Source organism: Paraburkholderia sp. JHI869 (genome assembly GCF_038900775.1).
In the GTDB taxonomy this organism is placed as follows: domain Bacteria; phylum Pseudomonadota; class Gammaproteobacteria; order Burkholderiales; family Burkholderiaceae; genus Paraburkholderia.
In genome coordinates, this window is the sequence record NZ_JAYMSC010000022.1 from 90538 (window position 1) to 115807 (window position 25270).

Sequence of the window (25270 nt, forward strand, 5' to 3'; positions counted from 1 at the left end):
AAGCGGGGCACGTGGGCCCCGCGATGGCGTTACTGGCGCGGCGCCAGTCCGCGTACGACGGACACCAGCGCATCGACTTCCGCGCAGGTGTTGTAGAACGCAAGCGAAGGCCGCACGGTCGCTTCGAGGCCGAAGCGCCGCAGGATCGGCTGGGCGCAGTGATGCCCGGCGCGCACAGCGATGCCTTCGCGGCTCAATGCCTGCCCGACTTCCTCGGTCGTGTAGCCCTTCAGCACGAACGAGAGCACGCTCGCCTTGTCACGCGCCGTACCAACGAGGCGCACACCCGGCACTGGCGCAAGCGCGCTCGTTGCATACGCAAGCAAATTGTGTTCGTAGCGCGCAATATTCTCGATGCCGATACGGCTCACGTAGTCGAGCGCCGCACCCAGGCCCACGGCATCGGCGATATTGCCGGTGCCGGCCTCGAAACGCGCAGGCGCGCCGTGGAACACGGTTTTCTCGAACGTGACGTCCTGGATCATGTTGCCGCCGCCTTGCCACGGCGGCATCGATTCGAGCACCTCGCGCTTGCCGTACACGACGCCGATACCGGTCGGCCCGTAGATCTTGTGGCCCGAGAACACGAAGAAGTCGGCATCGAGCGCCTGCACATCCACGCGCATGTGCGAGATCGACTGCGCGCCGTCGACGAGCGCTCGCGCGCCCGCGCGATGCGCGAGGTCCACGATCTCCTTCACCGGCACCACGGTGCCGAGCGCGTTCGATACTTGCGTCACCGAAACGATCTTCGTGCGGTCGTTGAGCAGCTTGCGATACTCGTCGAGCAGCACCTGGCCCGAGTCGTCGACGGGAATCACGCGCAGCTTCGCGCCCTTGAGCGCCGCGAGTTGCTGCCACGGCACGATGTTCGCGTGGTGCTCGAGATGCGAGACGATGATCTCGTCGCCTTCGCCGACGTTCTGCACACCCCACGACTTCGCGATCAGGTTGATCGCTTCCGTCGTGCCGCGCACGAACACGATCTCCTCGGGTTCCGAAGCGCCGATGAAGCGCTGCACCGTCTTGCGTGCATGCTCGTAGGCGTCGGTTGCGCGCGCGGCAAGTGCGTGCGCGGCACGGTGGATGTTCGAGTTCTCGTGCGCGTAAAAGTACGCGAGCCGGTCGATCACAGCCTGCGGCTTGTGCGTCGTGGCGGCGTTGTCGAACCACACCAGCTGCTTGCCGTTCACACGCTCCTGCAGGATCGGAAAGTCGCGGCGCACCGCGTTGACGTCGAAAGGCGGGTGTGCGCCGCGCAGCACATCTGCCTGCGGAGCGGCGTTTTCGCGTTCCGCCAGAAAATAGCGGGTAGCGCCATCGTGCGCGCCGTATTCCGGGCGATTGAGCGTGAGCAGTCCACGCAACGCGTCATCGCCTGGCAGTCCGAATGTCTCCGGTGCGGCGCGACCTTGCGCGGGCACCACGATCTCCTGCGCCTCGCGCTGCCAGCCGTGGCCATCTGAACCCGTGAAGTAGAACGGCGAGCCGGACCCGGCTTTGGCCTCGGCGGGCACCGGTTCGGCAGCCCCATACGCCTGCGGCACGCCGAGCAGCGCACCGCCCACGCGCGGCTCCAGCGCAGGTGCGATCGCTACAGCGTTGTCCGGCAGGCCGTTCGCGGCGGCCGCATGCGGCGCGAGCGCGGGCGCGCGGTTGCCGAGCGCGAGCACATGCGTCGGCGCGGAAGGCGCGAGGTTCGCGCCCGGCGCCTTGCCTTGCGGCAGTTCCAGGCCCGGCACGCCAGTGCCCGTGCCGCCGGGCCCCGCGAGCGGCGAGCCAGCCGGCGCCGGATTGCTGAGCGAGGCGAGGATCGGCGCGGCCGCCGGCAACGCGGACGGCACGCCGCCCACTGCGCCACTGCCAGCCGCCACGCCAGGCGCGCCAGCGCTGCCCGGCAACGTACTGAAGAACTCGTTGGCGAGCCGCGCAAGCGTCGCCGGGTCCGGCAGTCCGCCCGGCAGCGGCGCAGGATTAACGGTAGGTGTCAGGGTAGTCATGGTACTTGCCGATCTCCACGTCATCGAGGACAGCCAGCGCATCCGGCGAATGGACTGCGAGCGAGCAATACAGCGAGATCAGATACGACGCGATCGCCTGGTTGTTGATCCCCATGAAGCGCACCGAGAGGCCCGGCCCCTGCTCGCCCGCGACACCGGGCTGATACAGGCCCACCACACCCTGACGCTTGTCGCCCACGCGCAGCAGCAAGATCTTGGTCTTGCCGTCGGCGACCGGCACCTTGTCGGACGGAATCAGCGGAATGCCGCGCCACGTGATGAACTGCGAACCGAACAGGCTGACCGTCGGCGGCGGCACGCCGCGTCGCGTGCATTCGCGGCCAAACGCGGCAATCGCGAGCGGATGCGTCAGGAAGAATGCGGGCTCTTTCCAGACCTTCGTGAGCAGTTCGTCGAGATCGTCGGGCGTGGGCGCGCCAGTGAGCGGGAAGATGCGTTGCTCTTCCTCGACGTTAGCCAGCAGGCCATAGTCGGGATTGTTGATGAGCTGGCTTTCCTGCAGCTCCTTGATCGTCTCGATCGTGAGTCGCAGCTGCTCCTTGATCTGGTCATGCGGACTGCTGTAGAGATCGGAAATACGCGTGTGAACGTCGAGCACCGTGCTCACCGCGTTGAGGAAATACTCGCGCGGCTGCTCTTCGTACGGCACGAACGTCGTGGGCAGCGTGCCCTCGTCTTCGCGCGCCGTGCAGGTGGCGCGCACTGCTTCGGGGTCCTTAACGCGATTTAGACGATAGATGCCCGCTTCGACCGGCACCCATTGCAGCAGGTGCGTGAGCCAGCGCGGCGTGATCGTGGAAAGCTGCGGGACGGTCTTGGTGGCATTCGCCAGTTGCCGCGCGGCGTTATCGCCGAGCGCATTCTGGCCGCTTAGAGTCGTGGACATGTAGGAGGGCTCCGGTTACTTATGACAAAAACTGCATTGCTTATGAAGACAGCAGATTATGGGAAGCCCTTATGCGCGGTTCAACCGGCTATAGGCGTCAAGAGACAACGAGAGATGCAATCTCGTGCGCAACATAAACAAACGTATGGAAAAGCGCGCTTACTGACTGAGCGGGCGGGCAGGCAAGCCGACGGCGTTCGCCATGCCAACCACCCCGCCGACAAGCAGTTCGCCGATGCTCACACCCAGCGCGTGCGCGAGCTTCTCCACTGTGACGATCGAGGCGATGGCCGTGCCACGCTCGATCTCGCCGACATAGGTGCGGTTCAGTCCGGCATGCTCGGCGAGGCGCTCCTGCGACCATGCGTGCGCCTCGCGCAAACGGCGCACAGTTGCCCCGAAGTCGTGAACGATGGCGCTCATCGCGGTGCGCCCGCGGCTATCGCCAACGATGCGGGAGCGCCAGCCTCGACAGGGCCGCTCGCAGACGGCGCGCGCGTTTCGTGGCGCGAAATCGCCTGGGTGACGTGAGCGCCGGGCGGCACGCTCTCGGTCAGCCAGACGTTGCCGCCGATGACCGCGCCGCGGCCGAGCGTGACGCGCCCGAGAATCGTGGCGCCCGCGTAGATCACCACATCGTGTTCGACGATGGGATGTCGCGCGTGGCCCTTCTCGAGATTGCCCGCCGCGTCGCGCGGAAACCGCTTCGCGCCGAGCGTCACAGCCTGATACACGCGCACGCGCTCACCGATGACCGCAGTTTCCCCGATCACGACGCCCGTGCCATGATCGATGAAGAATGCGCTGCCGATCTGCGCGCCCGGATGAATGTCGATGCCCGTGGCCGCGTGCGCCAGTTCCGAAATAATGCGTGCGAGCAGCGGCAGCCCGAGCTGGTACAGCTCGTGCGCAAGACGGTGATGCGTAACGGCGAGCACGCCGGGGTAGCAAAGCAGCACCTCGTCCACGCTGCCCGCTGCGGGGTCACCGTTGAATGCGGCAAGCACGTCAGTGTCGAGCAGGGCGCGGATGGCGGGCAAGCGCTGAGCGAACGCGCGCACGGCCTCCAGTGCGCGCGCATCGATCTCGCCAGGGTCGGCCTCTGCGTGACGCGCCTTGTAGCGCAGTTCGAGCCGCGCCTGCGCGAGCAGGGCGTGCAATGCGGCGTCGAGCGCGTGTCCGACGTAGAAGTTTTCGCTCTCCTGGCGCAGATCCGGCGGCCCGAGCCGCATGGGAAAGAGCACGCCCTTGAGCGTTTCGATGACCTCAGCCAGCGCTTCACGCGCAGGCAGGTCGCGCCCACCCGGCTCCAGCGCACGCCGCTGCAATTCGCGCCATTGTTGCCGCACGCCTTGAAGCGCGTCGACGATCTCAGCCACATGAAATATTGTCACGCCAGTTCTCGCTTCGCTTTCCGTTTGATTGATCCGGCGTACACCGCCCCTTCTAGTCCTGCACCCATGGCAGGCCATGAAAACGCCAGCCGTTGCTCGAGCCGCGATGCCCCGCCTCGTCCCGCTCGCCTTCGAAGCCTTCGGTGACGTTGAACACGTGTGCAAAGCCCGCCTTGGCGGCCGCCTGAGCAGCCTCCGCAGAGCGGTTGCCGCTGCGGCACAGCAGCACGACCGCCGCGCCCTTGCCCGTCTTCGCCTCCAGTTCACGCACGAAGCGCGGATTGCGTGTGAGGCTCGTTCCGGTCGCCCACGCGACATGCAAGCTGTCAGGCACGTGGCCGACGAACTTGCGTTCCTCGCCAGTACGCACATCCACGAGCACCGCTTCGCCCGCCTGATGGAGCGCCCACGCCTGCTGCGGCGTCACGCTTCCCGCGTACGGAAGACCGCTTGCCTGCGCGTTGGCGCGCGCCGCTTCGAGATCCGCGTGCAGCGGCTTTTCCTGCAGTTCCACTGTCATCAGTGCCTCCATGTCATGTTGGCGGCACTCATCGGAATCTTTTACGGGCTGCCGCCTTTAGCCATCTGGATTCCACTATGCGGGCAAGGCGGCACGCTTCCAACCAACTAAAAATGCTATCCAAATTCGCAGACGCGTCAGATGCAATTGCGCCAGTTCGAAAGCAATTGCAGAAGAGGCGGCTTGCGCCCTGGAATCAGGGAACGATGTAAAGGTCTGAGAAATTGCCACGCAGTCCTTCGCCGGTGGGCGCGTAATTCTTCACCTTGGCAGAAACAATCGTGATATTCGGATTCGCGCCAAACTCGATCGACGGAATGTCGTCGTGCACGATTTGCTGAAAGCGGATGAACAAATGGCGGCGCTTTTCCGGATCGGTTTCGACCGACGCAGCCTCGAGCAGTTGGTCGACCTCAGGATTCGCGTAGTGAGCCGCGTTCGAGAACGGCAAGCCGATTTTGAAGTTCTTCGACCAGAAAACACGCTGTACGCCAACAGTTGGGTCGAAGGTGTTCGAGAGCGCTTCGAGCGTGATGTCGAATGCCCGGTCGGTATAGGCCTTCTTCACGTAGGTGGCGAAGTCATAGCTTTGAATCTGGGCGTCAATACCAATTCGCGCAAGCGACTGACGCACGAAATCGGCGGCACGCGGGTCCTGGAACGGGTTGTAGAGCAAGCGCAGCGAAAATCGCTTGCCATCCGGGCCCCGCTTCAGGCCCGCGGCATCCAGCGCGGTGTTGGCCTGCGCGACATCGTACGGAAAGTAGTGGATACCGGCGTCGTGAAACCTGGTGTTCGCCGCGCCGATCGCTGCTGCGGAGACCACGCCGTAGCCATACCAGACCACGCGGTTCAACGCGTTCACGTCGACGGCCTGTGAAATCGCCTTGCGCACCGCCTTGTCCTTGAGGACCGGCGTGTCGAGGTTGAAGATCAGTTGCTGGTGGTTGCTGACGTAGGGCCAGTTGGTCGTATCGACATGAAAATTCGGTAGCGTGCCGAAGCGCTTGACGTCTGCGAGCGGTATCGCCTGATCGCCGAGATTGGCGGCGCCCGATTCGAGCGCTGCTGCTCGCGCAGCGGCATCGGGAATAAAGCGGATGACGATCCTGTCGACGTACGGCTTCGGTTTGTCCCAGTAGTCAGGATTACGAATCAGAAGAATGTGATCGCCTGGCACGAATTCCTTGAATACGAACGGCCCCGTGCCGACGGGCGCGCTATTGTGCGGGTTCGACAGAATGTCCGTCCCCTCGTAGATGTGCTTCGGGATGATCGGCGACTCCGAACCCGAGAGCGCTGTCAGCAGAAACGGCGCGGGCTTCGACAACTCGATGATCACCGTGTAGGGATCCGGCGTCTTGACATCGACCACATTTGCGAACGTGCTGCGCCCGCGCGGATGCACCAGCTTGAGCGTCAGGATAGAGAACGCAACGTCGGCGGACGTGAACGGCTGGCCGTCGTGCCAGCGCACGCCGTGGCGCAGCGTGAACCGGTATTGAAGCCCGTCGCTGCTGACCGACCACGCCGTTGCCAGCAGCGGCTGAGGGTTGAGATCCTTGTCGTAGGTCAGCAGTCCTTCGACGACTTTCGGCCCGATCTCCGCATTGCCGCCCGCGGTGGTCGTCAAGGGTACGATCGATGCGGGTTCGGGCGTGACGATCCAGGTGAGCGTGCCTCCATGATTGGGCTCGGCCATCGTCGCGCTGCCCCACACCATCGCGAACGTCGCCATGCCCACTTTTGCGATCCACGACTTCAAGCTGTTCCGTAGCACAAGCATTCCCCGTTTTCCTTGTTGTGTCGCTGGCGATAGTACGGTCCACAACGTCGAACGCGAACTGAGAAAAAGAGATTTGCTTTCGCACGCGAAGCGACATAACTTCGCGCGCGAAAACGCAAGCGCGTTTCGACTCGATCGGGAGTCGGGATACGCCGCTTATTTCACAGGATTCCTCATTTAAAACGTTATCCTCCGGCAGCGAACAGCGATGCTTGCTGCGCGACCGACGCCTCATCGCGATGCCGTACGAATAACCATATGACGTTTCATTCTTTTCTAAAAGCGCGCGCGGCAACTAGCGTGGAAGCATCATGAGTGAACTTTCTTCTTCCATTCCCACACCGATCGCATGGATTGCCGGGGTAGGCGCCAGCGCCGGCCTTGGCGCAGCGCTTGGACGCCGCTTCGCGCGCGAGGGTTATACCGTTGTCCTGACCGGACGCACTGCGCAGCGTGTCGACGTGGTCGCGCAGGAAATACGCGAGCAAGGCGGTCGCGTCCACGCCGCCGCTGGCGACGTGACGAACGAAGAGGATCTCGCTCGCATCGCCCACCAATTGCGGAATCACGGCACATTGCGCAGCGCGATTTTCAATGCGGGCAACGCCGTGCGCGCCCCGACGCTCGAATTGACCGCCGAGCAGTTCGAGTCCGCCTGGCGCACGAACGTGCTCGGCGCCTTCCTGTTCGGTCGCACCGCTTTGCCCCATTTGCTGGAAGCGCCCGACGCAACGACAAATCCAGCAGGTGCCGGCAGCCTCATCTTCACCGGCGCGACCGCCTCCTTGCGAGGCCGACCGCCGTTCGCCGCGTTCGCCGCCGCAAAGGCCGGGTTGCGCTCGCTAGCGCAAAGTCTCGCGCGCGAGTTTGGACCACGCGGGGTGCATGTCGCGCACGTCGTCATAGATGGCGGCATCGACGGCGAGCGGCTGCGCAGCGCGTCGCCGCAACGCGTTCAGGACGCCGGCGCGGACGGCCTGCTGCAACCCGAGGCGATCGCCGAAAGCTACTGGCAGTTGCACCGCCAGGCCCGCAGTGCCTGGACACAGGAACTGGACCTGCGCCCATGGCGCGAAACGTTTTGATCCGGATAACCTGTGAGCACAGTGCTAGCGGCGCCTCCCCCTCCCGCGCGAACGTCTGCCGTCGAGGCGGAACTCAACTATCTCGCACGAGGCATCACCCGACCCGTCAGCTACACGTTCGAACCGCCTGCGGGTAAGCCATGGAATTCGGGCGTGCTCGATCCGCGGCGCGTAACGATCCGCAATGCTCGCCCACTTGCAGAGGCTGGCGAAATCTCGCTCGACCGCAACGGCTTCCAGCTCGTTTCGCATCGCAGCGCAGTGAGCGACTTCAGCGATGACAGCCTGATACGGCTCGTTTATCGGCCCGAATCCGAGGCATTACTGCGCGATATGACGAGGGCGGAGAAGGTCGTCATCTTCGACCACACGATTCGTGACAGCGCAAACGGTTCACGCGCGAATGCGGCGCTTCGCGAACCCGTGCGGCGCGTGCACAACGATCAGACTTTCGTTTCCGGACCGCGCCGCGTGCGCGACCATCTCGACGCCGAAGAGGCGCAACAACGTCTCCAGCATCGCTTTGCGATCGTCAATCTGTGGCGGCCGCTTGGCGTGGTGGAGCAACTGCCGCTCGCGCTCTGCGACGCGCGTTCGATTGCCGCCGACGATCTCGTGCCGAGCGATCTCGTCTACCGCGACAAGACTGGCGAAACCTACTCGTTTCTCGCGAATCCACAGCACAGCTGGTTCTACTTTCCCCGCCTGCGTCCCGACGAAGTCCTGCTGCTGAAGATTTACGATTCGCGGGAGGATGGCACAGCGCGGCTCACCGCTCACACCGCGTTCGAAGATCCCACAAGTCCTACTGACGCGCCTGCACGACGTAGCATCGAATTGCGCGCGCTGCTGTTCTGGCCCGCGAGCGACGATGCGCTCGCCGGTGGACGCGCTCTTAGGGGCCGTTCATAGGCAACCCACAGGTTAGTTTGCCTGGGAAAGCACGCCTCTATTCGCCGCTTCGAGAGACCGCACACCTGCGGTCTCGTGGTCTGCCTCTCCTGCCCATCCATGCGCTCAATGCGCGCGCATCAGCAGTTCGTAACTCGCATCGTCGGCCGCCGTGGGCTGCCGATCCCGGCCCCAGCCCACCGCGCGGCGATAGCTCCCCACCAGCGCACGATCTACGCTGAGTTCCGGGCAAGGCGCGGGCTCCGGCGCAACGAAGAGTGCGTCCTCAGGGCAATAGAGTTCGCACATGAAGCAGGTTTGGCAATCCTGCTGCCGCGCGATACGTGGCGCGCCATCCGGCAACGCATCGAATACATTGGTGGGGCACGCGCGCACGCAGATATTGCAGCCCGTGCAAAGCGACGTATCGACAATCTCGATCATGCGGCCACTCCGACGTCGGCTTGCCCGTATAAGCGTTCGACCCACACCTCGTCGAGCCCGCCGCTCAACAGACGATGACGCTGCGCGGGATCGGCGCCCGTAAATTCGCGCCGCCGATGCATACCGCGCGTTTCTTTGCGCTGCAACGCACTGCGATACATCCAGCGCGAATTCGCGAGCATCGCAGCCGCCTCGCGCGAGCGCACGGCCTCGCGCGCGCCGGGCGCCGCGCGGGCGCCGCTCACATGGCGCCACAGCGCGTCGAGGCGCGTGAGCGAGTCTTCGAGCAGATCGGCGCGGCGCGTCCAGTTGCGTTGCGTTGGAAATACCTCTTGCTGCACGGCGCGAATCACGGCGTCGCTATCGAACGTTACCGGGCTCGCGCCATCGCGCAAGGCGACGGTGCCGGCTTGATAGAGCCGACGTGAGGCGCGCGCCGAACGTTGCCCGCGCGCGTAGTCGGCAGCGCCGGCGCCTGCCCAGAATCCCGAAGACATCGCCCACGCCGCGTTATGACTGCCGCCGCCGGTAAAGCCGCCGCAGATCAGTTCGCGCGTTGCCGCGTCGCCTGCCGCGTAGAGCCCTTCAACGGACGTGGCGCACGTTTCGTCCACGAGATGCAGGCCGCCCGTGCCGCGCACCGTGCCTTCGAGCCGCAAGGTCACCGGAAAATGTTGCGTGAAGGGATCGATGCCACGCCGGTCGAACGGCAGGAAGAAGTTGGGCTGGGCGCGGCGCATCCAGGCGCGAATGTCTTCATCGGCTCGGTCAAGGCAAGCGTAAACAGGCTGTGTTTCCAGTGTCTTCGCAATCACGCCGCGGCCGTGTGACGAGCCCGCGCCTTCGATCACGCTGCCCGCTTCGTCGTAAAACGTCGCCCATGTATAGAACAACGATTTCGTCACCGATCCGAACGCAGGCCCCAAACCATAAGCATTCGAGAATTCCATGCCCGAAAGCGCCGCGCCGGTTTCCGCCGCCATCAATTGCCCGTCGCCGGTCAATACATTGCAGCCGAGCGCGTTGCTCAGGAACGCGCAGCCGCCCGTGGCGATGATCACGCTGCCTGCCTTTACGATCCACGTTTCATCCGACTGACGATGCACGCCCTTCGCGCCCGCCACCACGCCGCGCGCGTCGATCAGCAATTCGAGCGCGGGACTATGGTCGAGAACGCGCGCCCCGCTCGCTTTCACCTGCTTGCGCAGCAGGCGCATATATTCGGGACCCTGCAAGGAAGTACGGCGCTCCAGCCGCGTGTCGTCGAGCGGAAAGGGATAGCCCCATTGTGCGAGTTGCTCGCAGTTGGTCCACGTCTGTTCGAGCACGCGGTCCATCCACGCGTGCTCGGCGAGTTCGCCACCCAGCTTGAAGCGGCTCGCCTTCGCGAGTTCGCGCGCGCCTTTTTCCGGCGCGACGTGCCAGACGCCGGTTCCCGATGGCGCCGTGGCGCCCGAAGTGCCGCAAAAGCCCTTGTCGACGAGCACGACCTTCGCGCCGCGCGCCGACGCGCCAATCGCCGCCCACGCACCCGCCGGGCCGCCGCCGATCACGAGGACGTCAGCGTCGTGCCACGCCTGCGCGGACGATGCCGTTACGCCCGCTCTCTGGGTATTCATATCGTATTCCTCAACGATTGCCTTGCCATGCGGTAAGACGCCGTTCGACGAACACCACGGCGTGATTGAACGCAAGCCCGAGAATGGCCAGCGTAACGATGCCCGCGTACATTTTCGGAATTTCGAACGTGTATTGCGAGTAATTCACGAGATAGCCCAGGCCCGCCTTCGCGCCCACCATTTCCGCGGCGATCAGCACGAGGATCGAGTAGGCGCCCGCCACGCGGATACCCGTGAACACGGCTGGCACTGAAGCCGGCAACACGACCTTCACGAACAGGCGTAACGGGCCCAGGCCCATCGAACGCGCAGACCGAACCAGCAGCGGATCGACGTTGCGCACGCCACTCACCGTATTGAGCACGACGGGCCACAGGCACGAATACACGACCATCGAGATTTTCGACGTTTCGCCCATGCCAAGCACGAGCACGAATACGGGCAGCAACGCGAGCGGCGCCGTATTACGAAAGATCTCCAGCAATGGATTGAGCAGATCCGCGAGCGTGCGATACCAGCCGATAAAAAGACCCAGCGGCACGCCTATCGCCACGGCGATTGCAAACCCACTCGCTGCGCGTGCCGCGCTCGCAAGCAAATTCGCACCGAGTTCGCCCGATACGCTCATCTCGAACAATGCGTGCAGCACGGCAGAGAATGGCGGCAGGAACGTGACGTCGACCCAGCCCGCGCGCGGCAACACTTCCCAGAGCGCGAGAAACGCAATCACAACAATGCTGCCACGCGCCGCGCGCCAGGCCGCCGCCGCAAACGACGCAACGGAAAGACCGCGCTTCGATTCCACAGATAACGTACTCATCGCCATTCTCCTCATGCCGCCTGCGCGACCTGCAAATGCGCGTTGCCCCGACGTTGACGAATCAGTTGCCAGATTTCATGGCGCAGGCGCACGAATTCCGGTGTCGAGCGTATGTCGTCCGAGAGGTCGCCGCGCGGCACATGCACTGGCAGCGTGTGCGTGACGCGGCCGGGTCCGGCGGCCATCACCAGCACGCGCTGTCCCAGGTAAATGGCTTCGTCGATCGAGTGCGTGATGAACACGACCGTCGTGCCCGTGCGCTGCCAGATGCGCAACAACTCGTCTTGCAAGCTTTCACGTGTTTGCGCGTCGAGTGCTGCGAAGGGTTCGTCCATCAGCAACACGTCAGGCTCCCAGGACAGCGCGCGTGCAATCGCCACGCGCTGCTTCATGCCGCCCGAAAGTTCATGCGGGTAGCGATCGGCGAACGCACCGAGACCGACGAGATCGAGAAAGTGACGCGCGCGCTCGCTGCGCTCGCGCCTCGCGATCCCTTTCGCTTCGAGCCCGAATTCGATATTGCCGAGCGCCGTTTTCCACGGAAAGAGCGCGTATTGCTGAAATACGATGCCGCGATCGAGTCCGGGCCCGTCTATTTCGCGCCCGCCTATCAGTATCTTGCCGCGATCGGCCTGAGTGAGTCCGCCGATCAGGTCGAGCAACGTGGTCTTGCCACAGCCGCTCGGCCCCACCAGCGCGACGAACTCACCGGCCGCCACCTCGAAAGAAACGTCTTCGAGCACGACGAAATACCCCCGCCTGTTCAGATGAAACCCTTTGACCACGTTGCGCACACTGATCGATGCACTCATTGCGCTGTCCTCGCGTGATGACGCCGCTTCACTGGCTCGCGACTTTCTGGTTGAACGGATTGAACTGATTCGAATAGACATCGCCCGGCTTCACCTGTCCCGCCTTGAGCACGCCGTTATTCACGTACCAGTCGATATAGGTCGTGAAGTCGTCGGTGGCGATCAAGCCGCCCTTGCCGCCCACTCCCGGTGATTTCCAGTAGCCGACGATCGTGGCGTCCTCATTGCGATGTCGCGCCTCGATGATCTTGTGCAGCCGCGCCACGACTTCCGCCCGCGGCGTAGTGCGCGTCCATTCGATCGCGCGCGCTGTGCCTTCGACGAATTTGCGCACTGTATTGGGGTTCTGCGCGATGAAGCGATCCGTGAACAGATAGCTCGCGTAGCCGAACGAACCGAACAACTGGTAATCGGTCGTGAGGAGCCGCGCCCCGCCTTGCGCGAGTTGCTTGTCCTTCACGATATCTTCCAGAAACACGGCGTCGAGCTGCTTTTGCTTGAGCAATTGCGCGAGATTCACGGGCGGCGCCGCGACGAACACCACCTTGTCGATGTCGGCCGGCGAAACGCCGGCCTTCTGCAGCCATGCGGTCACGACGTACTGCTCATACGCGCCGGGCGTGTTCACACCTACACGCCGCCCGATCAGATCACGCGGCCCCTTGATCGGGCTGTCGTCGCGCACGAACAGTCCTCCGTTGGTCTCTTTGTCGGTACCGACATAGGAAATCACCGCTTTCACGGGCGCATGCGCGGCCACAAGCTTGACGATCGAGCCGTTGAACGCGCCGCCGAAATCGACATCGCCTGTCACAGCCGCCTGAATGTCCTGCGGCCCACTCGTCGTATTACCCACCCATTTGAGCTTGAGCGGCGCGAGATAGCCGAGGTCTTCGGCAAGCTCGGGATACAGCACCTTGCTCGCCCAGCCCTGATAGCGCAGCTCCTGCTTCTCAGGCGTCTGCGCGAGCGAAGGCATCGACGCGGCTGCAGCGAACACTGCCGCAATATGAAGGATGACGAAACGTCTTGAATTCGAAAAGAGACCGCGTTTCATGTGGGGTTCCGTATTAGAGCCAGTATGTCCGCTTTAGAAGACGCCGTCGTGCTCGAGCGTGACACGATGAATACGCCGCCGCGCGGACCCATAGTCGCGTGCCGCGTAATGCTGGACCTGACGGTTGTCCCAGATCGCGACATCGCCCTGACGCCATTCGAAACGCGCCTGCACTTCGGGCGTCTTGACGAGGTCGTACAGATAGTTGAGCAGGTTCTGGCTCGCGGTTTTGGAAATGCCGAGCAAATGGCTCGTATGGCCTTCGTTGACGAACACGAGCTTGCGGCCGTTTTCAGGGTGCGTCTTGATCACGGGCACTTCGATGGGCGGGTACTTCTGGGCGGCGTCGCGCACGCGTGCAAGACCCGCTTCCACACTGTTTTCCTCGGTACCTTCGGGAATGTCGTAACCGCTTAGCAGTTCAGCCAGCGCCTCCTTCTTCGGCGAGGCGATGAAGGTGTTCACCGCGGTCAGCTTCTCGAAGTAGCGGGCCAGATCGGCATCCAGCAAGTCGTAGACCGCCACCGACGAGGACCAGATCGTGTCGCCGCCGCCCCCTTCGGGAATCTCCTGCGCGTGCAGGACAGTGGCTTTGGGCGGCTGATGCTGCCAGGACACGTCGACGTGCCAGTTGTCCGTGCCGCCCGAACGCGTCTTGTCGCTGTGCGCGATGACTTCGATCTCGGGAAAGCCCGCCACAGCAGGCAAATAGACGTTCTTGCGGATGGGATTGCCAAAAATGCGCGCGAGCGCGACGTGCTGCTCGGGCGTGAGGGTCTGCTCGCGAAAGAAGACCACGCCGTGATCGACGAGCGCCTGGCGCAGCGTCTGCCGGTTGGCTTCGCTCAACGGCTTCGATAAATCGACGTTTTCGATCACCGCGCCGATCAACGGCTTGTAGCGACGTACGCGCAGTTCCTGGTGATCGACGGCGTGTGATTGGGGCTGATCCAGTACCGTGCTCATTGCGTTCTCCGTGGTCAAGGATGGAGAACATCAAACCATCGGCGCTGCTACGCATGCAACGAAGCAATTGACGGACGCTCTTCAGCGTACGCGTGGGTTGCATTGTCGAATCGGTCATTTGCCGTGTTCGCCATCGCTTTCTATAGTCAAAAGTTTGTTGTTTGGTAGGCACGCGCCGTTCAGCCGGCTTTCGCCGTTGGAAAGTCGGCTCTCTGATGTGTCCCGTGCAATCGTTGCTCTTGCATGGGTGATATCCGCGCATCGAGAACGTGGAGCCCCTGTTATGCGGTATCCAAACCGCGCATATCAGAGCGATCAACCGTCGACATTATTTGTTTTCGGCGTGGCTGACATCGTTCGTCGACTAGCCCTCTTGCGGAGGCTTCAGGGGTAAAACATCCAGATACAGCCGCGTCGTGCTCATCGACCCGCAAGGCACGCGAAGCTTTTCGGAGACCGAGACGGGCGCTGCTCGCCCCGTTTGGAGACAGGGGCTCTGCGGGCCTTGCCCGTGATTGGAGAGATTTGCGGCGGACCGTTAGTCGCAAATCCTGCCGGGGCGACGGACGTGCGTGACAGCTGAGGGCGGTTTGACAGTTGGCGCACGTAATGTCAAAAAACGCGTGGCGACGGATTACCGGCCTCGCCTGCACGTCATTGGCGCATGATGGCAGCTACGTGGCCCGGAGCTATGCGCGCGCAGGAGCGCCGAGATTATTCATTCCCTCAAGACTCCTAATCTCAATTGTTGGACTTGACACTTGTATTTCTAGGAGGTCAGATCGCACGGCGGATACCCTCCACATAGCCAAGCCAATTGCGCTCGACCGCCCCACTTACGCACATTGGTTCGAAGCGTTTAGCGCGATGCGTCATGTTCGACCGGCTGCGTTGCTCGAAGAATGGCTACGTCTCGAAGCAACCCCGAAGGTCATTTCCTTCTGCGAGCGATCGGGCGTTGTCCACCTCAGGGCGCTTAACCTCGTCGCTGATCTTGGGAGGTGCGTCATGTCACTTCAGATGCCACGTCCGGTCGCTCCATCGCTGCACCCACTCATCACTGGAACCTATCGTCTTGCTACGCAGGCGATCGAGACGTCCTGAGCTCGTCGAGCGCCTGTGCAACCGAATCATTGCAGGACGCGTTTGCGGCCCATCGCGGATTGGTAAAACCCGCGCCTGTCAAAAACAGGCGGTGCAAGCTTGCGCGTCAAAGATGACGACCAACCATGCGGCATGCGAGCACAGACCGCGGCGCGTCGAATGGCCCCTCGCGAATCTGCCTCTCGAGTACGGAAGCGGCAACCCGGGGCGGTTGGCCCAACTCGTATCGGCGTTCGGTGCGCGATCGCCCATCGCCTCGCGCTCTGAGTGGCTGCGCGCGCGACGTCCACGACGTGCTTGCTCTCCAGCAGATCAAGCTCTTCACGCTCCTTGTCGGACTAGAAAGGAATGCTCGAGGAGAAGACCGCAGGACTCAGATCGTCGGTCGCTTCACGATCGAACTCGCGTTATCGGGTATCCGGAATGCCCAAGTTGTCGTCGCGGGCCTAAATGATTACGACCAGACTGCTTACCTGGAGGGCACTCCCAGACGCTTCACACGCTTTTACGTTTCCGAGGCGTTTGACGCGGGCGAACACCCGGTTCGCGATGCCCATCAATTGTTGCCTCATCATTGAGGCAAGATTCAGCCTCACCGTGCTACCGGACGCGTGCTTGCAACAGCCTATCTGCGAAGTGCTCGAGGCAGTGCACGTCCCTGTTCTAAGATTCCACGAATGGTAGCCCGAGACGCAGCCGAGCGTCGGGTTCAAACTCGATTGGATCAGGTCAGGTGAATCCGTCGTCTCGATTCTGTCGAATCCGCCTGCGGCAACGCACTGCCGGGCGACGTGCTGACGCGTCTGACGTGCCCCGACGCTGATCCACTCGAAGGATTGATGCATCTGCGGAGCGCTCGATCTCAACTATCTTCTCCGACTGCCGTGCCTACCATTGGACATATTGCGCACATCGTTGCTCGACGAGACGATGCACGATCGGTACCACGGAGCTTCCACGTATTGCCAGCAATGCGCTGCACATCTGCAAAGACTCCGCACGCGCTGTCCGTGATGCCGCCAACGGAGTCGGTTCAATATCGACAGCGGCATGATCGACACGCCTTTTCGCTTGGTCTTTTGTCGTTCACATTTTTGCTGCCGGCTCCTTCCAATGCATTCGATGACGCCGACATTGCGGCAGCAGGACCGCTTAGCGATCCAAGATAGCGTGCTTCTATGGCGAGGCCGAGATGCATCGTGCGCGACGACCGGATGATCGCCGCGATTCGGTAGCATCCTACCGCCCTCCCTTTCGCTGATCGGTCTATGGCGAAGTGGTCGAGTCCGGTGAGTCGTCTGCGGGTTTGTTGTATCCGCGCCAGCAAGGCGAGGTCACACATGGAGGTGCGCAGTAGAGACCGCAGTAGTACCGCCTACGACCAGCCGGCTCAGCGCCCAGTCACCCAGAATAACGATACAAATTACGTAACGTTTGATACATAGCACGCACGGGACCGTCACATCTCGTCCCCTTTCGGCTTCAAACGGATTATTCCCTGTCCGAGTGTCCCTACAACCGTGAAACATTATTCGCAATTTTGTCTGTAACGCTTATTAGATAAGCTTTGCAGCCTTTTGCGTTTCTCTTCAACTATGTTTCACGAACTGACTCGTCGGACTCTGATCTCAATGCGTCGTCGATGATGCGTTCATCCAATGAATGGATGCCGCCCTCCGTGGATGCGCTAGCCCGACCGGGCGCCATCGCTAGCTGTCCGCATACTGAAGGCTAGGAATCAGACATTTAGAATCGTTAGTTGCGAAAATGTGTCATCACGCGGCTTCTCAGAGGGGTTTCGTCTGGCATGGATGCCACAACTCGCAAGAAGGATGGCCCGTTGATGCAACAAGCAAGCCGATGAGGTTGCTCAGGCCACCTCTCTGCTCCAGGCTCATTGTTCCGCAGTGGACTGCACTAGGCGCTACCGGGCACACGTTCTGCAACTGCCACAACGCTAGGTGCGAAGCCTAGTCGTTGCGTGCACCGACGCAGCGTCTTTTGCGAGTGCCGATGGGCAAATGGACGAAACTCCGGACAACATGGCACGGGACGCAGAGTCCAGTTAAGTGCAAGAATCCACGTTGGCTTGTGGTCTGGACGGTCGCTGGCGAAGCACTGACGTGCCATTTAGGATGCGCGCGCCGGCGCTGGTCATCAGAAGCTCCTTCGGAGACTTTCACCACGTTGCACGGGGTATTACTGTCCGCCAACCTCGCACGAAGGGTTGTCAAACTAGAGTGCGTCAGCGCTCGCCATTTGGCGCTAGTTCATTGCTCCGCCACCGTCGGATACGGCGACGTTTTGCCCCTGCTTCGCCATAGTGGCGATTCGCGCCTGGCGATGCATCTCTATTCAGAGCGGCCTTTCCGCGCTGCGTTGGACTAGGGCGAACCTTGATTGTTTGAAGCCACAAGTCCATCGCCCAACTTCTACAACGAGACCCAGGATTAGGCCCGGGTTTCCGCAACCGGAATTGAAAGCCTGGTCAAATGTCCGGATTCGGACCCTGCGGAGACACTTTGCCGCTGCCGAGCGTTAGTGGCCAGACCAAGCCACGTTGTCTTCACGAGAGACTTTCGACTCACATTCCCAGCCGCAGTAGGATCTATTGTCCACCATGGATGCGACGCCTTTCGGCTAATCCGGCGCTTGCCATACCCTAGAGGGTCGGCGGAAAGGAGTTGACTCGGCCCAGGCGCCTAGAGATCTTCCCGGCGGCTGTGAGCGGCAAACCGCCGGCGAGCGAACACTCGCAGGAGTCAAAGGAGTCAATTCACGTCGATCTGTACGTCCCTCTGCAGTCGTGCGATGCGCTGTTTCCCCTTGCAGACGCTCGTCCACATGTGATCCGGTCGATGTTGGACGAACGCACACGGCAGCCTCCGCGCTCTCCCAACGTGGACTCCGCGCCGTGGATTACTCAGTGCTCCCGGCAATTTGCGTCTCCGTTGCAGCTCGGCGTTGTACCAATCACGAGTTGCGCTTTGCCAAAGTGTCTCCAATGGAGACACTTGTCCGAAGACGGCTCATGCGAGTGGGGCGCGCGTCTCATTTTTTCCGCCACGGTTGCGCTTGTCGTTCTGGTTGGCTGTTGCCTTCGACGGTGACTGTTTCAGTCAGTTATCTATGACAGCACGCATTACTCATGATCAGAGTGCATCCATTGACAATACTCGCCCACTCGCACGCTTCATGAATCCACTCAGCAAACGTACTGGCCGACGGCGCGCGAACTCCGGTCGTCGGCGCATTTCGCTCCCGACTGCCACGTTCGTTGAGGGCCGCGCAGTGCCCCCACATACCTGGCGCATCGGCGGTGTGTCTCCATTGGAGACACTTGCCCGCGGAGCCTGCTCACTACAGTCGCGCGCGCTGCATTTGTGCCGCCAACGGGTGCTCTCGTTGTCGTGGTTTGCTGGCGCTTTCAGCGGTAACCGTTTTATAAGTTATCTATGGCGGCGCGATGAACGTGTGTCTCCATTGGAGACACACGGGTCAAGGGCGAGCTCGCGCCACCTCGAGGCCGGTCAGGCAAGTCGCCACGCAGCGGCCGACCATATGTCTCCACAAAGAAACATCCGTCTTGCTTTCATAGGCGTCGGAGCCCACGCCTACGCCACGGCCTTTCGTCATTCGAGAAGGCCTGTTGTCCCATACGCATCTCCAACGGAGATGCAAATGGGAGCACCTGACTGAATCCGGATGTTACTAGTGGCAATGGCGAGACGGTATCCGACCGTTGAGCGAAGCGCTCGCTTGAAAGTCTCTCAACATTGCCCCACGCCGAAGGCTCAGAGAACGTGATGTGACTAACGAGGGCGTTCGTTTTAACGGGAAAGTTTTCAGAGCCTGAGGGGGCGACTTACAGTTCGCCAAACCAACAAAAAAGGCCCGACGAGTCGGGCCTCTTTTGAGCAAATATGGGTCTACGGGACGCTAGCAAATAGCTGCGCAATCAGTTCACGAATCTGCTTCTCCTTTTCATCAGTGAGCATACCAGCCCTGATCTTCACAGTGAGTCCAACGGAATCTTTGGTGATCGAGCCAGCTTGATTTCCCCCTGCAAAGATCTTGTCGATGCTGCGATCTCCCACGTTTGCAGCATGCTTCCCGTCGTCGTCGATCGCTTGCTTGATCGCCTTCGCTAACTTCGTCTGATCCAAATCCCCAGCAACGACTTTCGCCCACACATCGCTCGCTAGTTCAAACACTTTCGGATCCTGCTCACGAAGCGCTGACACCACATTCTGTGCCGCATGCGCTCCAAGCAAACGAGGTTGCACATCGAGGTCCCTAATCATGAAGTCAGGTAGTTCAGCAAACGCGAGATAGCGATAGAGCTCGGAACGAGAAATACCCAACGCTTCGGCCATGCGCTTGCGGTTCGGAAACTCTTTTTCTGTTCGGCGAATCGAGCGAGAGATCTCGTAGTCCGATAAATCCTCTCGCGCGACATTTTCGACGAGAGCAAGCATAGCCATTTCTTCGTCCGACAGATCGACAACCAGGACCTTAATTGTCTCCCTTTCGATCATCTTGTGAGCACGCCAGCGCCGCTCACCAGCAACGATTTGGTAGCCCGCGCCGCTCCGCCGAACAACAATCGGTTGAACAAGTCCCGCCTCCCGAATCGATTCGGCGAGCTGCGTAAGCTTGCCCTCGGCAAAAACCTGCCGTGGTTGCCACGGATTTGGAACTATCTCGGCGACCTTAACCTCGGAAGCAGGACCCGCCTTCTCCAATTCCGTTATTCGCTTTTGCGCTTGAGCAAGGGCGCCAGCCATTCCAGGCGCGGTGAGTGGAGCCTTATTCTTCTCCTGCTGAGGCTCAAGCTGAATGTCCTTCGCAGCTCGAACATCAGCCGTCTTTGCCATCATGCGATCACGCAAGCTGCTCATTGTCCGGCCCTCCACTGTGCCACGTACTGGTCATCGATCCACTTGCAGTAATCCATAAGCGGCTGCTTAACCCGCGCAAGGGTCTTCGCAACGGTGTCAGCGCGCGACAGATCGAACACGGTCGAGAAAGCAAGCGCACCATTACTCATCACTGAACTCGCGGGGATTTCCGTCGCGTGCAGCCAATCGCCGTAAGCTCGTTGCGACCATGACCGTACTACCGGGGCCGAGGACGTCGTGCCGTAGTCGACTTTCGAGAGCAGGACCGAGACAAAGTCATATGTCTTATCCACCTCGTGCGCAGCAAAGCCATTTGCGACCTCAGCGAACAGCGACCAAAAAGATGCCGAGGATATGAAGTCCAAGCTTTCCGGGACCAGCGGCATAACCATCGAATCCGCGGCCATCAACCCATTCAAGGTCATGTAAGACAGCGACGGTGCAGTGTCCAAAATGATGTAGTCATACTGGGCGCGCAGTGGCTCAATGCCTTTGCGCAGCACTGACCAGAATTCAAAGCCAGGGCTAGTCTTCTGTGCAGCGGGCAGATGAAACTCGGCATCGTGCAAATAGTTGTGCGCGGGAATGACATCAAGTCCGTCCCAATACGTGCTCTGCACTTTTGAGCCCAAGCCCCCCTCTATATTTGGTTCATAGATGTAGGGCAGGACAGTGTCCTCCCATGTAATATCCTTCTCGGCATACAGTCCGCAGAGTTCAGACAGAGAGGCCTGGGGGTCGAGGTCGATCATAAGCACCTTGCGTCCGCGCAGACTGAGCCCTTGTCCAAGACACATAGAGGTCGTGGTCTTGCACGATCCACCCTTGAAGTTCGCCGTTGTCAATACACGCCCGCGCTGTTCGCGCGTCCCTGTTACGAGAGGCGTCTGGTAGATCGCCGAAACTTTTTGCACCCAACTCCGCGCATCTTTCAACGAAAAAATTCTTGCTCGCCCTGTCCCGTGCGTTTCACCTGCCGGAAGGTCGCTGCCTTCCTTCGTCGCGAGATAGTTAATTTTCTGACGGTCCACTCCGCAGAGTTCCGAAAGCTCACCAATCGTGAACACAGGAGCAGTCTTACGCGGCCGGGGAGCTAGTATCTGATCACGCAGTTCGTCGGTCATAACTCGCAGCCGCTCTGCGAACTCGCTGAAGTCCGACAGTTTGACGCGTCGATCGATGCCCGGAAGCTCGCTTAAGTTCATACGGTAAGTTCCTTTTTGTTCACGGTGAGGTGATTTCTAAACGTTCACCGATCATTTCTACGGTTCGGCTTCATGCGTAAGTCGAAGCGTAGAATACTAGCCACACCGCAGAATTGCCATTACATTCGAACACGGGGAGTCAATTGCGCGGTCTCTTCTGTAAAATATACAATCTTTTCAAGTACTTACGGCTACTTCGATATACGTGGAAAAAGGGTGCCAGAGCGATCAATCCGGGAAGCGCACTCAATTTGGGAGATTCGTGCGGGTTTACCAACACAAAATACCTCACCTTAGCGGACGAAAAGCTACCGGGATTGGGCTAGCTTTCGTCGCAAACACAATTCATCTCACCTTACGCATCCGTTCCCACCGTATTTTCACGGCCGAGGCTGTGTCAAAACGTGCGACTTCGACATCGAACGCGAAAGTCGCCCCACCAGAACGCTCTGTATCGGCTCCGCGGCACTTCGGGAAGGGTAAAGCGACACCCGAAAACAGGGTGGTTTCGAGTTTTGACACAGCCTCGACCCGAAAGAGACGTGTCTGCTCCAGTCGGATCAAGTTTCTCTCGAAAAGCCCATATCGTCGTTCTGCCGGAAGGTTTGTTTGTGTTTCTTGTAAACAGAAAACCGACAAACCACTAACGCGATCCTCTTTGTCTAGATAAATCAAAGGTTTAGCGTTGGAAGGTGAGGTGTTCTGTGTCGAAGGTGCTGTTAATTGAGCGCGAAGGTGCGCCGTTTACCACGACAAAGTGAGGAAGAGTGGATCGCAAAGTGAAGTGTTTGGGCGGCTAAGGTGAGACGATTTGTGAGTGCAGAGCGTCTAAGGTGAGGCGTTTTGTGATGGCGCGGGATGCAAGGTGAGGTAACCTGTGTTGACAGCGCACTTTGCGGTCGGTACCGTAGCGCTCGGACGAACGGGGGACACAAGGGGAGCCTAATGACGACAGCGGCGCAAGTGGCCACATCTAGGCAATTGGCCTTGGCTCTGTTCGACGACGCGAGCGCCGAAGATTTGCCGGTCGACGCCGCGCGGTCCGATATCGGCTTTGCACGAAAGAATGTTCTTATTCGTATCGTTGACTTAGGTGTCGCCGCGCGTCGTTTGATTGATGCAGCCTACTTCATCGTCGCACAAGAGAAAGACATCCACGATCTCTACGACGTGGAACTCGACTACTTCAAGTGGCTTATGCGCTACTCGAGCCGCAATAACTCGCATCTGGAGCAAGTTATTACGGAAGCGCAGCGGGCGCTGATCCAAGCTACCGCGGACGCCGAGGCAGATGGGACGAAGCCATTCGGGTCGGTGCAGTTAATCGGACGCATTTCCTATACCGGCGGGCGATTCCAGTTTCGTGTGCCGCCCGATCTCATCGGGATAATTCGTGGCCCTGGCAAGTCTCATTGGCTTAGTCTTCGCGTCACTTCGCTTTTCAGTCTGAGCTACGCCCGCGTGATGTACGACCGCCTACTGCCGTATGCAGACGAGGGCCTAACAGATTGGTTCACGCTCGATGAATTGCGCTCATGGCAGGGCTCGATGGGCGCTAAGGCCAGCGAGTTCAAATATTTCAAGCGTGATTGGCTCACTCCCGCCGTGGATCAGATCAATGAGGTCTCTGACCTTGCTTTGTCGTACGAAACGCGTAATGAGCCGGGGTCAAAGAAGATAGGTCGACTGCGTTTTCGCATACAGCGCAAAGAAATGGCTGAACGTCTGTTGCATTCGCACGAACAAGCACAAGTGCTATATCAGACCTTGAAGCAAGAGTTTGGGTTGTCGAGTGCTCAGTTCAGCCAGATCGCATCGGACCGAGACACGTACAACGACGAGCGCCTTGAACAGGCCGTTGAAAGAACCCGATTCAGTCTTAAGCTCGGAAAAGTTTCGAAGAGCCCGGCGGGCTTTTTTATGAAGGCGCTGAAAGAAGGGTGGATTGTCTCCGATGCTGAGCGTCAGATGGTCCAGGTCCAGAACAACCTCGCGTTGACAGAGAGGCGCGAAGTCGAAGCAAAGGAGCACGTCGAGACGCGTTTGGCGCTGCAGCTTGCGGCGCAAGACGTGCATGCTCAAAACCGCATTGTGGACGAGGTTCGTCGCGGCTGGGATGTGTACCAGGAGGCGACGCCAAAGCAGCGCGACGACTGGCGAAAGGGCTATAAGACGAGCGCGGCGGGGAAACTTACCCTGCGTCGCTTGGGAGTTGATGTGGCGTCGGATCTGGCCGAGGACATGTTCGCGAAGTATCCCGACCTTCGGGACGGTTTTGCCGGCTTCGTGTTCAACAAATCCCGAAACGGCAAGGGCAGGGTTCGCTAGTGTTGGAATTTACCATCCTCCGCGGATGGTGAGGATCGTTGCCGTGCCAGCGAGGGCATCAGCCATTAGTGCACACCTTTGCTCGAAGCCGCGAGCCATCTCGTGCTTGCAGACCACGACGTTGAGCGAGCCTCCCGCACCACGTGAGCCGCGATTGATACCCCGCTGACGCCGCACATCTTTAATCTGCGGCGACGGTTCGCGTCGTATCAAATCGAGTTGGCGCGAGACCTCCAATCGCTGTATTCGTGGCGCCTCGTGGAACTGCTCATACGTGAGCGAGACCGCGGTCGTTTGTTGTGCCGACATCAAGCGTCGAGTGATCGAGATGGCTGTGAATGAACTCAACTCGAAGGCCGACCTCGTGATCAGCTGGAAACCGGTCAAGCTGGGGCGCGCAGTAAATTCGCTGGAATTTCAATTCATCCAACATCCGCAGAGCCGTCTTGACCTTGGCGAGGCGGCTTGACGTCTCGGTCCGTCGCGTCCTTCCGGCCTGGCGTTTTCGTTCTTAGCCGGCGCTGAGCTTTCTTGGCCGCCGCCGCTATGTCGGCTGCGAGCGCCGCTTTAAACATGACGAAGGCCGTCGAAATAAATGTCTCCACTCTCGGAAGATGCGGTAGCAGCTCGTCGAGACCAGGAATATCTACACGTAGTGACTTTTTATCGCGTGCCAAATGAACGCGAATCTTGTTCGCTGCGCGCTGCGGGATTCGATCGAACACGGCGAATTCCAGAATGTCATCCACTGCGATGTAACCCAAACGCAGGGCCTCGCCCGCGCTCTCGATAAGCCGGGCTTCTCCAATCTTATCGATCGCGTCTAACAAGAGTGGGCCAATGCGGAAGCTGATTTTTCCTGCCCCACCGATAGCATCGACGACTCCGACTGGAATGCCCGTTAACGCGATCGCCTTTGAAATGTTCGGTCTAGAAATGCCGAGGGATTCCGCGAGATCGCGTTGTGAAGTCCACAGGCGTCGTTTAAGCATCGCTTGATAAAACAAGCCGAGCTCGTAGTGCGAGGCGCGCTCAGCGCGCATTCGGGCATGGACAGCCTTGGCCGTTACTCTATTGGGAATCGGTTTCGGATTGATTTTCGGATCCATGATGGTGGTTGTCGGACCTTCAAAGCTTAATTGCCCTGAGTTAGTGTCAAGTGCCGGTGCTCGCCAGCTTCATTTTGGCATGGATTAACTCTAATAATTGGAAAAATATACGGATTTTTAGATGAAACTAATGAAATTATCTTCAAAACTGCAATGATGGCGTTTAGGCGCCTAAACGAAAACGTGCACGTTTTGGCTGTAAGTAATTGTTTTTAAGGGATTTCGTCTCCGAGCGAAAGTGTGAACCGTTTGAACCGCAGGGTACTACCTCGGCGCAAACGGGTTCCGGCCAAAAGCTACACAAAAACTGCACCATTCCGGG

20 protein-coding genes are annotated in these 25270 nt (G+C 60.2%); 5 read left to right on the forward strand and 15 right to left on the reverse strand.

The window, feature by feature from the left end:
* Nucleotides 1-29 precede the first annotated feature (29 nt).
* From VSR72_RS30185 to VSR72_RS30210, 6 genes are all read right to left on the reverse strand, one after another.
* Nucleotides 30-2000, reverse strand: coding sequence for a family 2A encapsulin nanocompartment cargo protein cysteine desulfurase (locus tag VSR72_RS30185; protein ID WP_342955940.1), 1971 nt, complete (start codon nucleotides 1998-2000; stop codon nucleotides 30-32).
* A complete protein-coding gene (locus tag VSR72_RS30190; protein ID WP_342955941.1) occupies nucleotides 1975-2907 on the reverse strand; it encodes a family 2A encapsulin nanocompartment shell protein in 933 nt (310 codons plus the stop codon). Before VSR72_RS30190 ends, VSR72_RS30185 begins: the two co-directional genes overlap by 26 nt.
* A gap of 159 nt (nucleotides 2908-3066) precedes the next feature.
* Entirely contained in the window at nucleotides 3067-3330 is a 264-nt protein-coding gene (locus VSR72_RS30195) for a helix-turn-helix transcriptional regulator (RefSeq protein ID WP_342955942.1), read from the reverse strand.
* Entirely contained in the window at nucleotides 3327-4301 is a 975-nt protein-coding gene (gene epsC, locus VSR72_RS30200) for a serine O-acetyltransferase EpsC (protein ID WP_342955943.1), read from the reverse strand. Before epsC ends, VSR72_RS30195 begins: the two co-directional genes overlap by 4 nt.
* 52 nt (nucleotides 4302-4353) lie before the next feature.
* Nucleotides 4354-4821: a rhodanese-like domain-containing protein gene (locus tag VSR72_RS30205; protein ID WP_342955944.1), complete on the reverse strand. Its 468-nt coding sequence runs from the start codon at nucleotides 4819-4821 to the stop codon at nucleotides 4354-4356.
* Nucleotides 4822-5017: 196 nt separating this feature from the next.
* Nucleotides 5018-6559, reverse strand: a complete 1542-nt coding sequence (locus VSR72_RS30210) for an ABC transporter substrate-binding protein (protein WP_342955989.1) — start codon at nucleotides 6557-6559, stop codon at nucleotides 5018-5020.
* Nucleotides 6560-6918: 359 nt separating this feature from the next.
* Between VSR72_RS30210 and VSR72_RS30215 the strand changes: the two genes are divergently transcribed.
* Both VSR72_RS30215 and VSR72_RS30220 read left to right on the forward strand, forming a co-directional pair.
* Nucleotides 6919-7692, forward strand: coding sequence for an SDR family NAD(P)-dependent oxidoreductase (locus VSR72_RS30215; RefSeq protein ID WP_342955945.1), 774 nt, complete (start codon nucleotides 6919-6921; stop codon nucleotides 7690-7692).
* A gap of 12 nt (nucleotides 7693-7704) precedes the next feature.
* A complete protein-coding gene (locus tag VSR72_RS30220) occupies nucleotides 7705-8604 on the forward strand; it encodes a CmcJ/NvfI family oxidoreductase (RefSeq protein ID WP_342955946.1) in 900 nt (299 codons plus the stop codon).
* 105 nt (nucleotides 8605-8709) lie between these two features.
* Here the strand turns inward: VSR72_RS30220 and VSR72_RS30225 are convergent, their stop codons facing one another.
* The 8 genes from VSR72_RS30225 to VSR72_RS30260 form a co-directional block, all read right to left on the reverse strand.
* The gene (locus tag VSR72_RS30225) at nucleotides 8710-9027 is read right to left on the reverse strand and encodes a ferredoxin family protein (protein ID WP_342955947.1); all 318 of its coding nucleotides are present in this window, start codon (nucleotides 9025-9027) and stop codon (nucleotides 8710-8712) included.
* Nucleotides 9024-10646 carry an FAD-binding protein gene (locus tag VSR72_RS30230; RefSeq protein WP_342955948.1) on the reverse strand — a complete coding sequence of 541 codons (1623 nt, stop codon included), beginning with the start codon at nucleotides 10644-10646 and terminating at the stop codon, nucleotides 9024-9026. The genes VSR72_RS30225 and VSR72_RS30230 overlap by 4 nt, the downstream gene beginning before the upstream one ends.
* A gap of 10 nt (nucleotides 10647-10656) precedes the next feature.
* Nucleotides 10657-11466: an ABC transporter permease gene (locus tag VSR72_RS30235; RefSeq protein WP_342955949.1), complete on the reverse strand. Its 810-nt coding sequence runs from the start codon at nucleotides 11464-11466 to the stop codon at nucleotides 10657-10659.
* An 11-nt stretch (nucleotides 11467-11477) separates the two neighbouring features.
* Complete coding sequence (locus VSR72_RS30240) at nucleotides 11478-12278, reverse strand: ABC transporter ATP-binding protein (protein ID WP_342955950.1); 801 nt, start codon at nucleotides 12276-12278, stop codon at nucleotides 11478-11480.
* 28 nt (nucleotides 12279-12306) lie between these two features.
* Nucleotides 12307-13335: an ABC transporter substrate-binding protein gene (locus VSR72_RS30245; protein ID WP_342955951.1), complete on the reverse strand. Its 1029-nt coding sequence runs from the start codon at nucleotides 13333-13335 to the stop codon at nucleotides 12307-12309.
* 33 nt (nucleotides 13336-13368) lie between these two features.
* Nucleotides 13369-14301: a TauD/TfdA family dioxygenase gene (locus tag VSR72_RS30250; protein ID WP_342955952.1), complete on the reverse strand. Its 933-nt coding sequence runs from the start codon at nucleotides 14299-14301 to the stop codon at nucleotides 13369-13371.
* Nucleotides 14302-19334: 5033 nt separating this feature from the next.
* Nucleotides 19335-20306, reverse strand: a complete 972-nt coding sequence (locus VSR72_RS30255; RefSeq protein ID WP_342955953.1) for a ParB/RepB/Spo0J family partition protein — start codon at nucleotides 20304-20306, stop codon at nucleotides 19335-19337.
* Nucleotides 20303-21511, reverse strand: a complete 1209-nt coding sequence (locus VSR72_RS30260; RefSeq protein WP_342955954.1) for an AAA family ATPase — start codon at nucleotides 21509-21511, stop codon at nucleotides 20303-20305. The genes VSR72_RS30255 and VSR72_RS30260 overlap by 4 nt, the downstream gene beginning before the upstream one ends.
* Before the next feature lie 945 nt (nucleotides 21512-22456).
* Between VSR72_RS30260 and VSR72_RS30265 the strand changes: the two genes are divergently transcribed.
* The 3 genes from VSR72_RS30265 (at nucleotide 22457) to VSR72_RS30275 (ending at nucleotide 24308) form a co-directional block, all read left to right on the forward strand.
* Entirely contained in the window at nucleotides 22457-23839 is a 1383-nt protein-coding gene (locus VSR72_RS30265; RefSeq protein WP_342955955.1) for a replication initiation protein, read from the forward strand.
* A gap of 213 nt (nucleotides 23840-24052) precedes the next feature.
* The gene (locus VSR72_RS30270; protein WP_342955990.1) at nucleotides 24053-24181 is read left to right on the forward strand and encodes a hypothetical protein; all 129 of its coding nucleotides are present in this window, start codon (nucleotides 24053-24055) and stop codon (nucleotides 24179-24181) included.
* Nucleotides 24168-24308 carry a hypothetical protein gene (locus tag VSR72_RS30275; RefSeq protein WP_342955991.1) on the forward strand — a complete coding sequence of 47 codons (141 nt, stop codon included), beginning with the start codon at nucleotides 24168-24170 and terminating at the stop codon, nucleotides 24306-24308. The genes VSR72_RS30270 and VSR72_RS30275 overlap by 14 nt, the downstream gene beginning before the upstream one ends.
* Here the strand turns inward: VSR72_RS30275 and VSR72_RS30280 are convergent.
* Nucleotides 24262-24948 (reverse strand): hypothetical protein, encoded by a 687-nt coding sequence (locus VSR72_RS30280; RefSeq protein WP_342955956.1) that lies wholly within the window; start codon nucleotides 24946-24948, stop codon nucleotides 24262-24264. The two genes, VSR72_RS30275 and VSR72_RS30280, sit on opposite strands and share 47 nt — an antisense overlap.
* Nucleotides 24949-25270 lie beyond the last annotated feature (322 nt).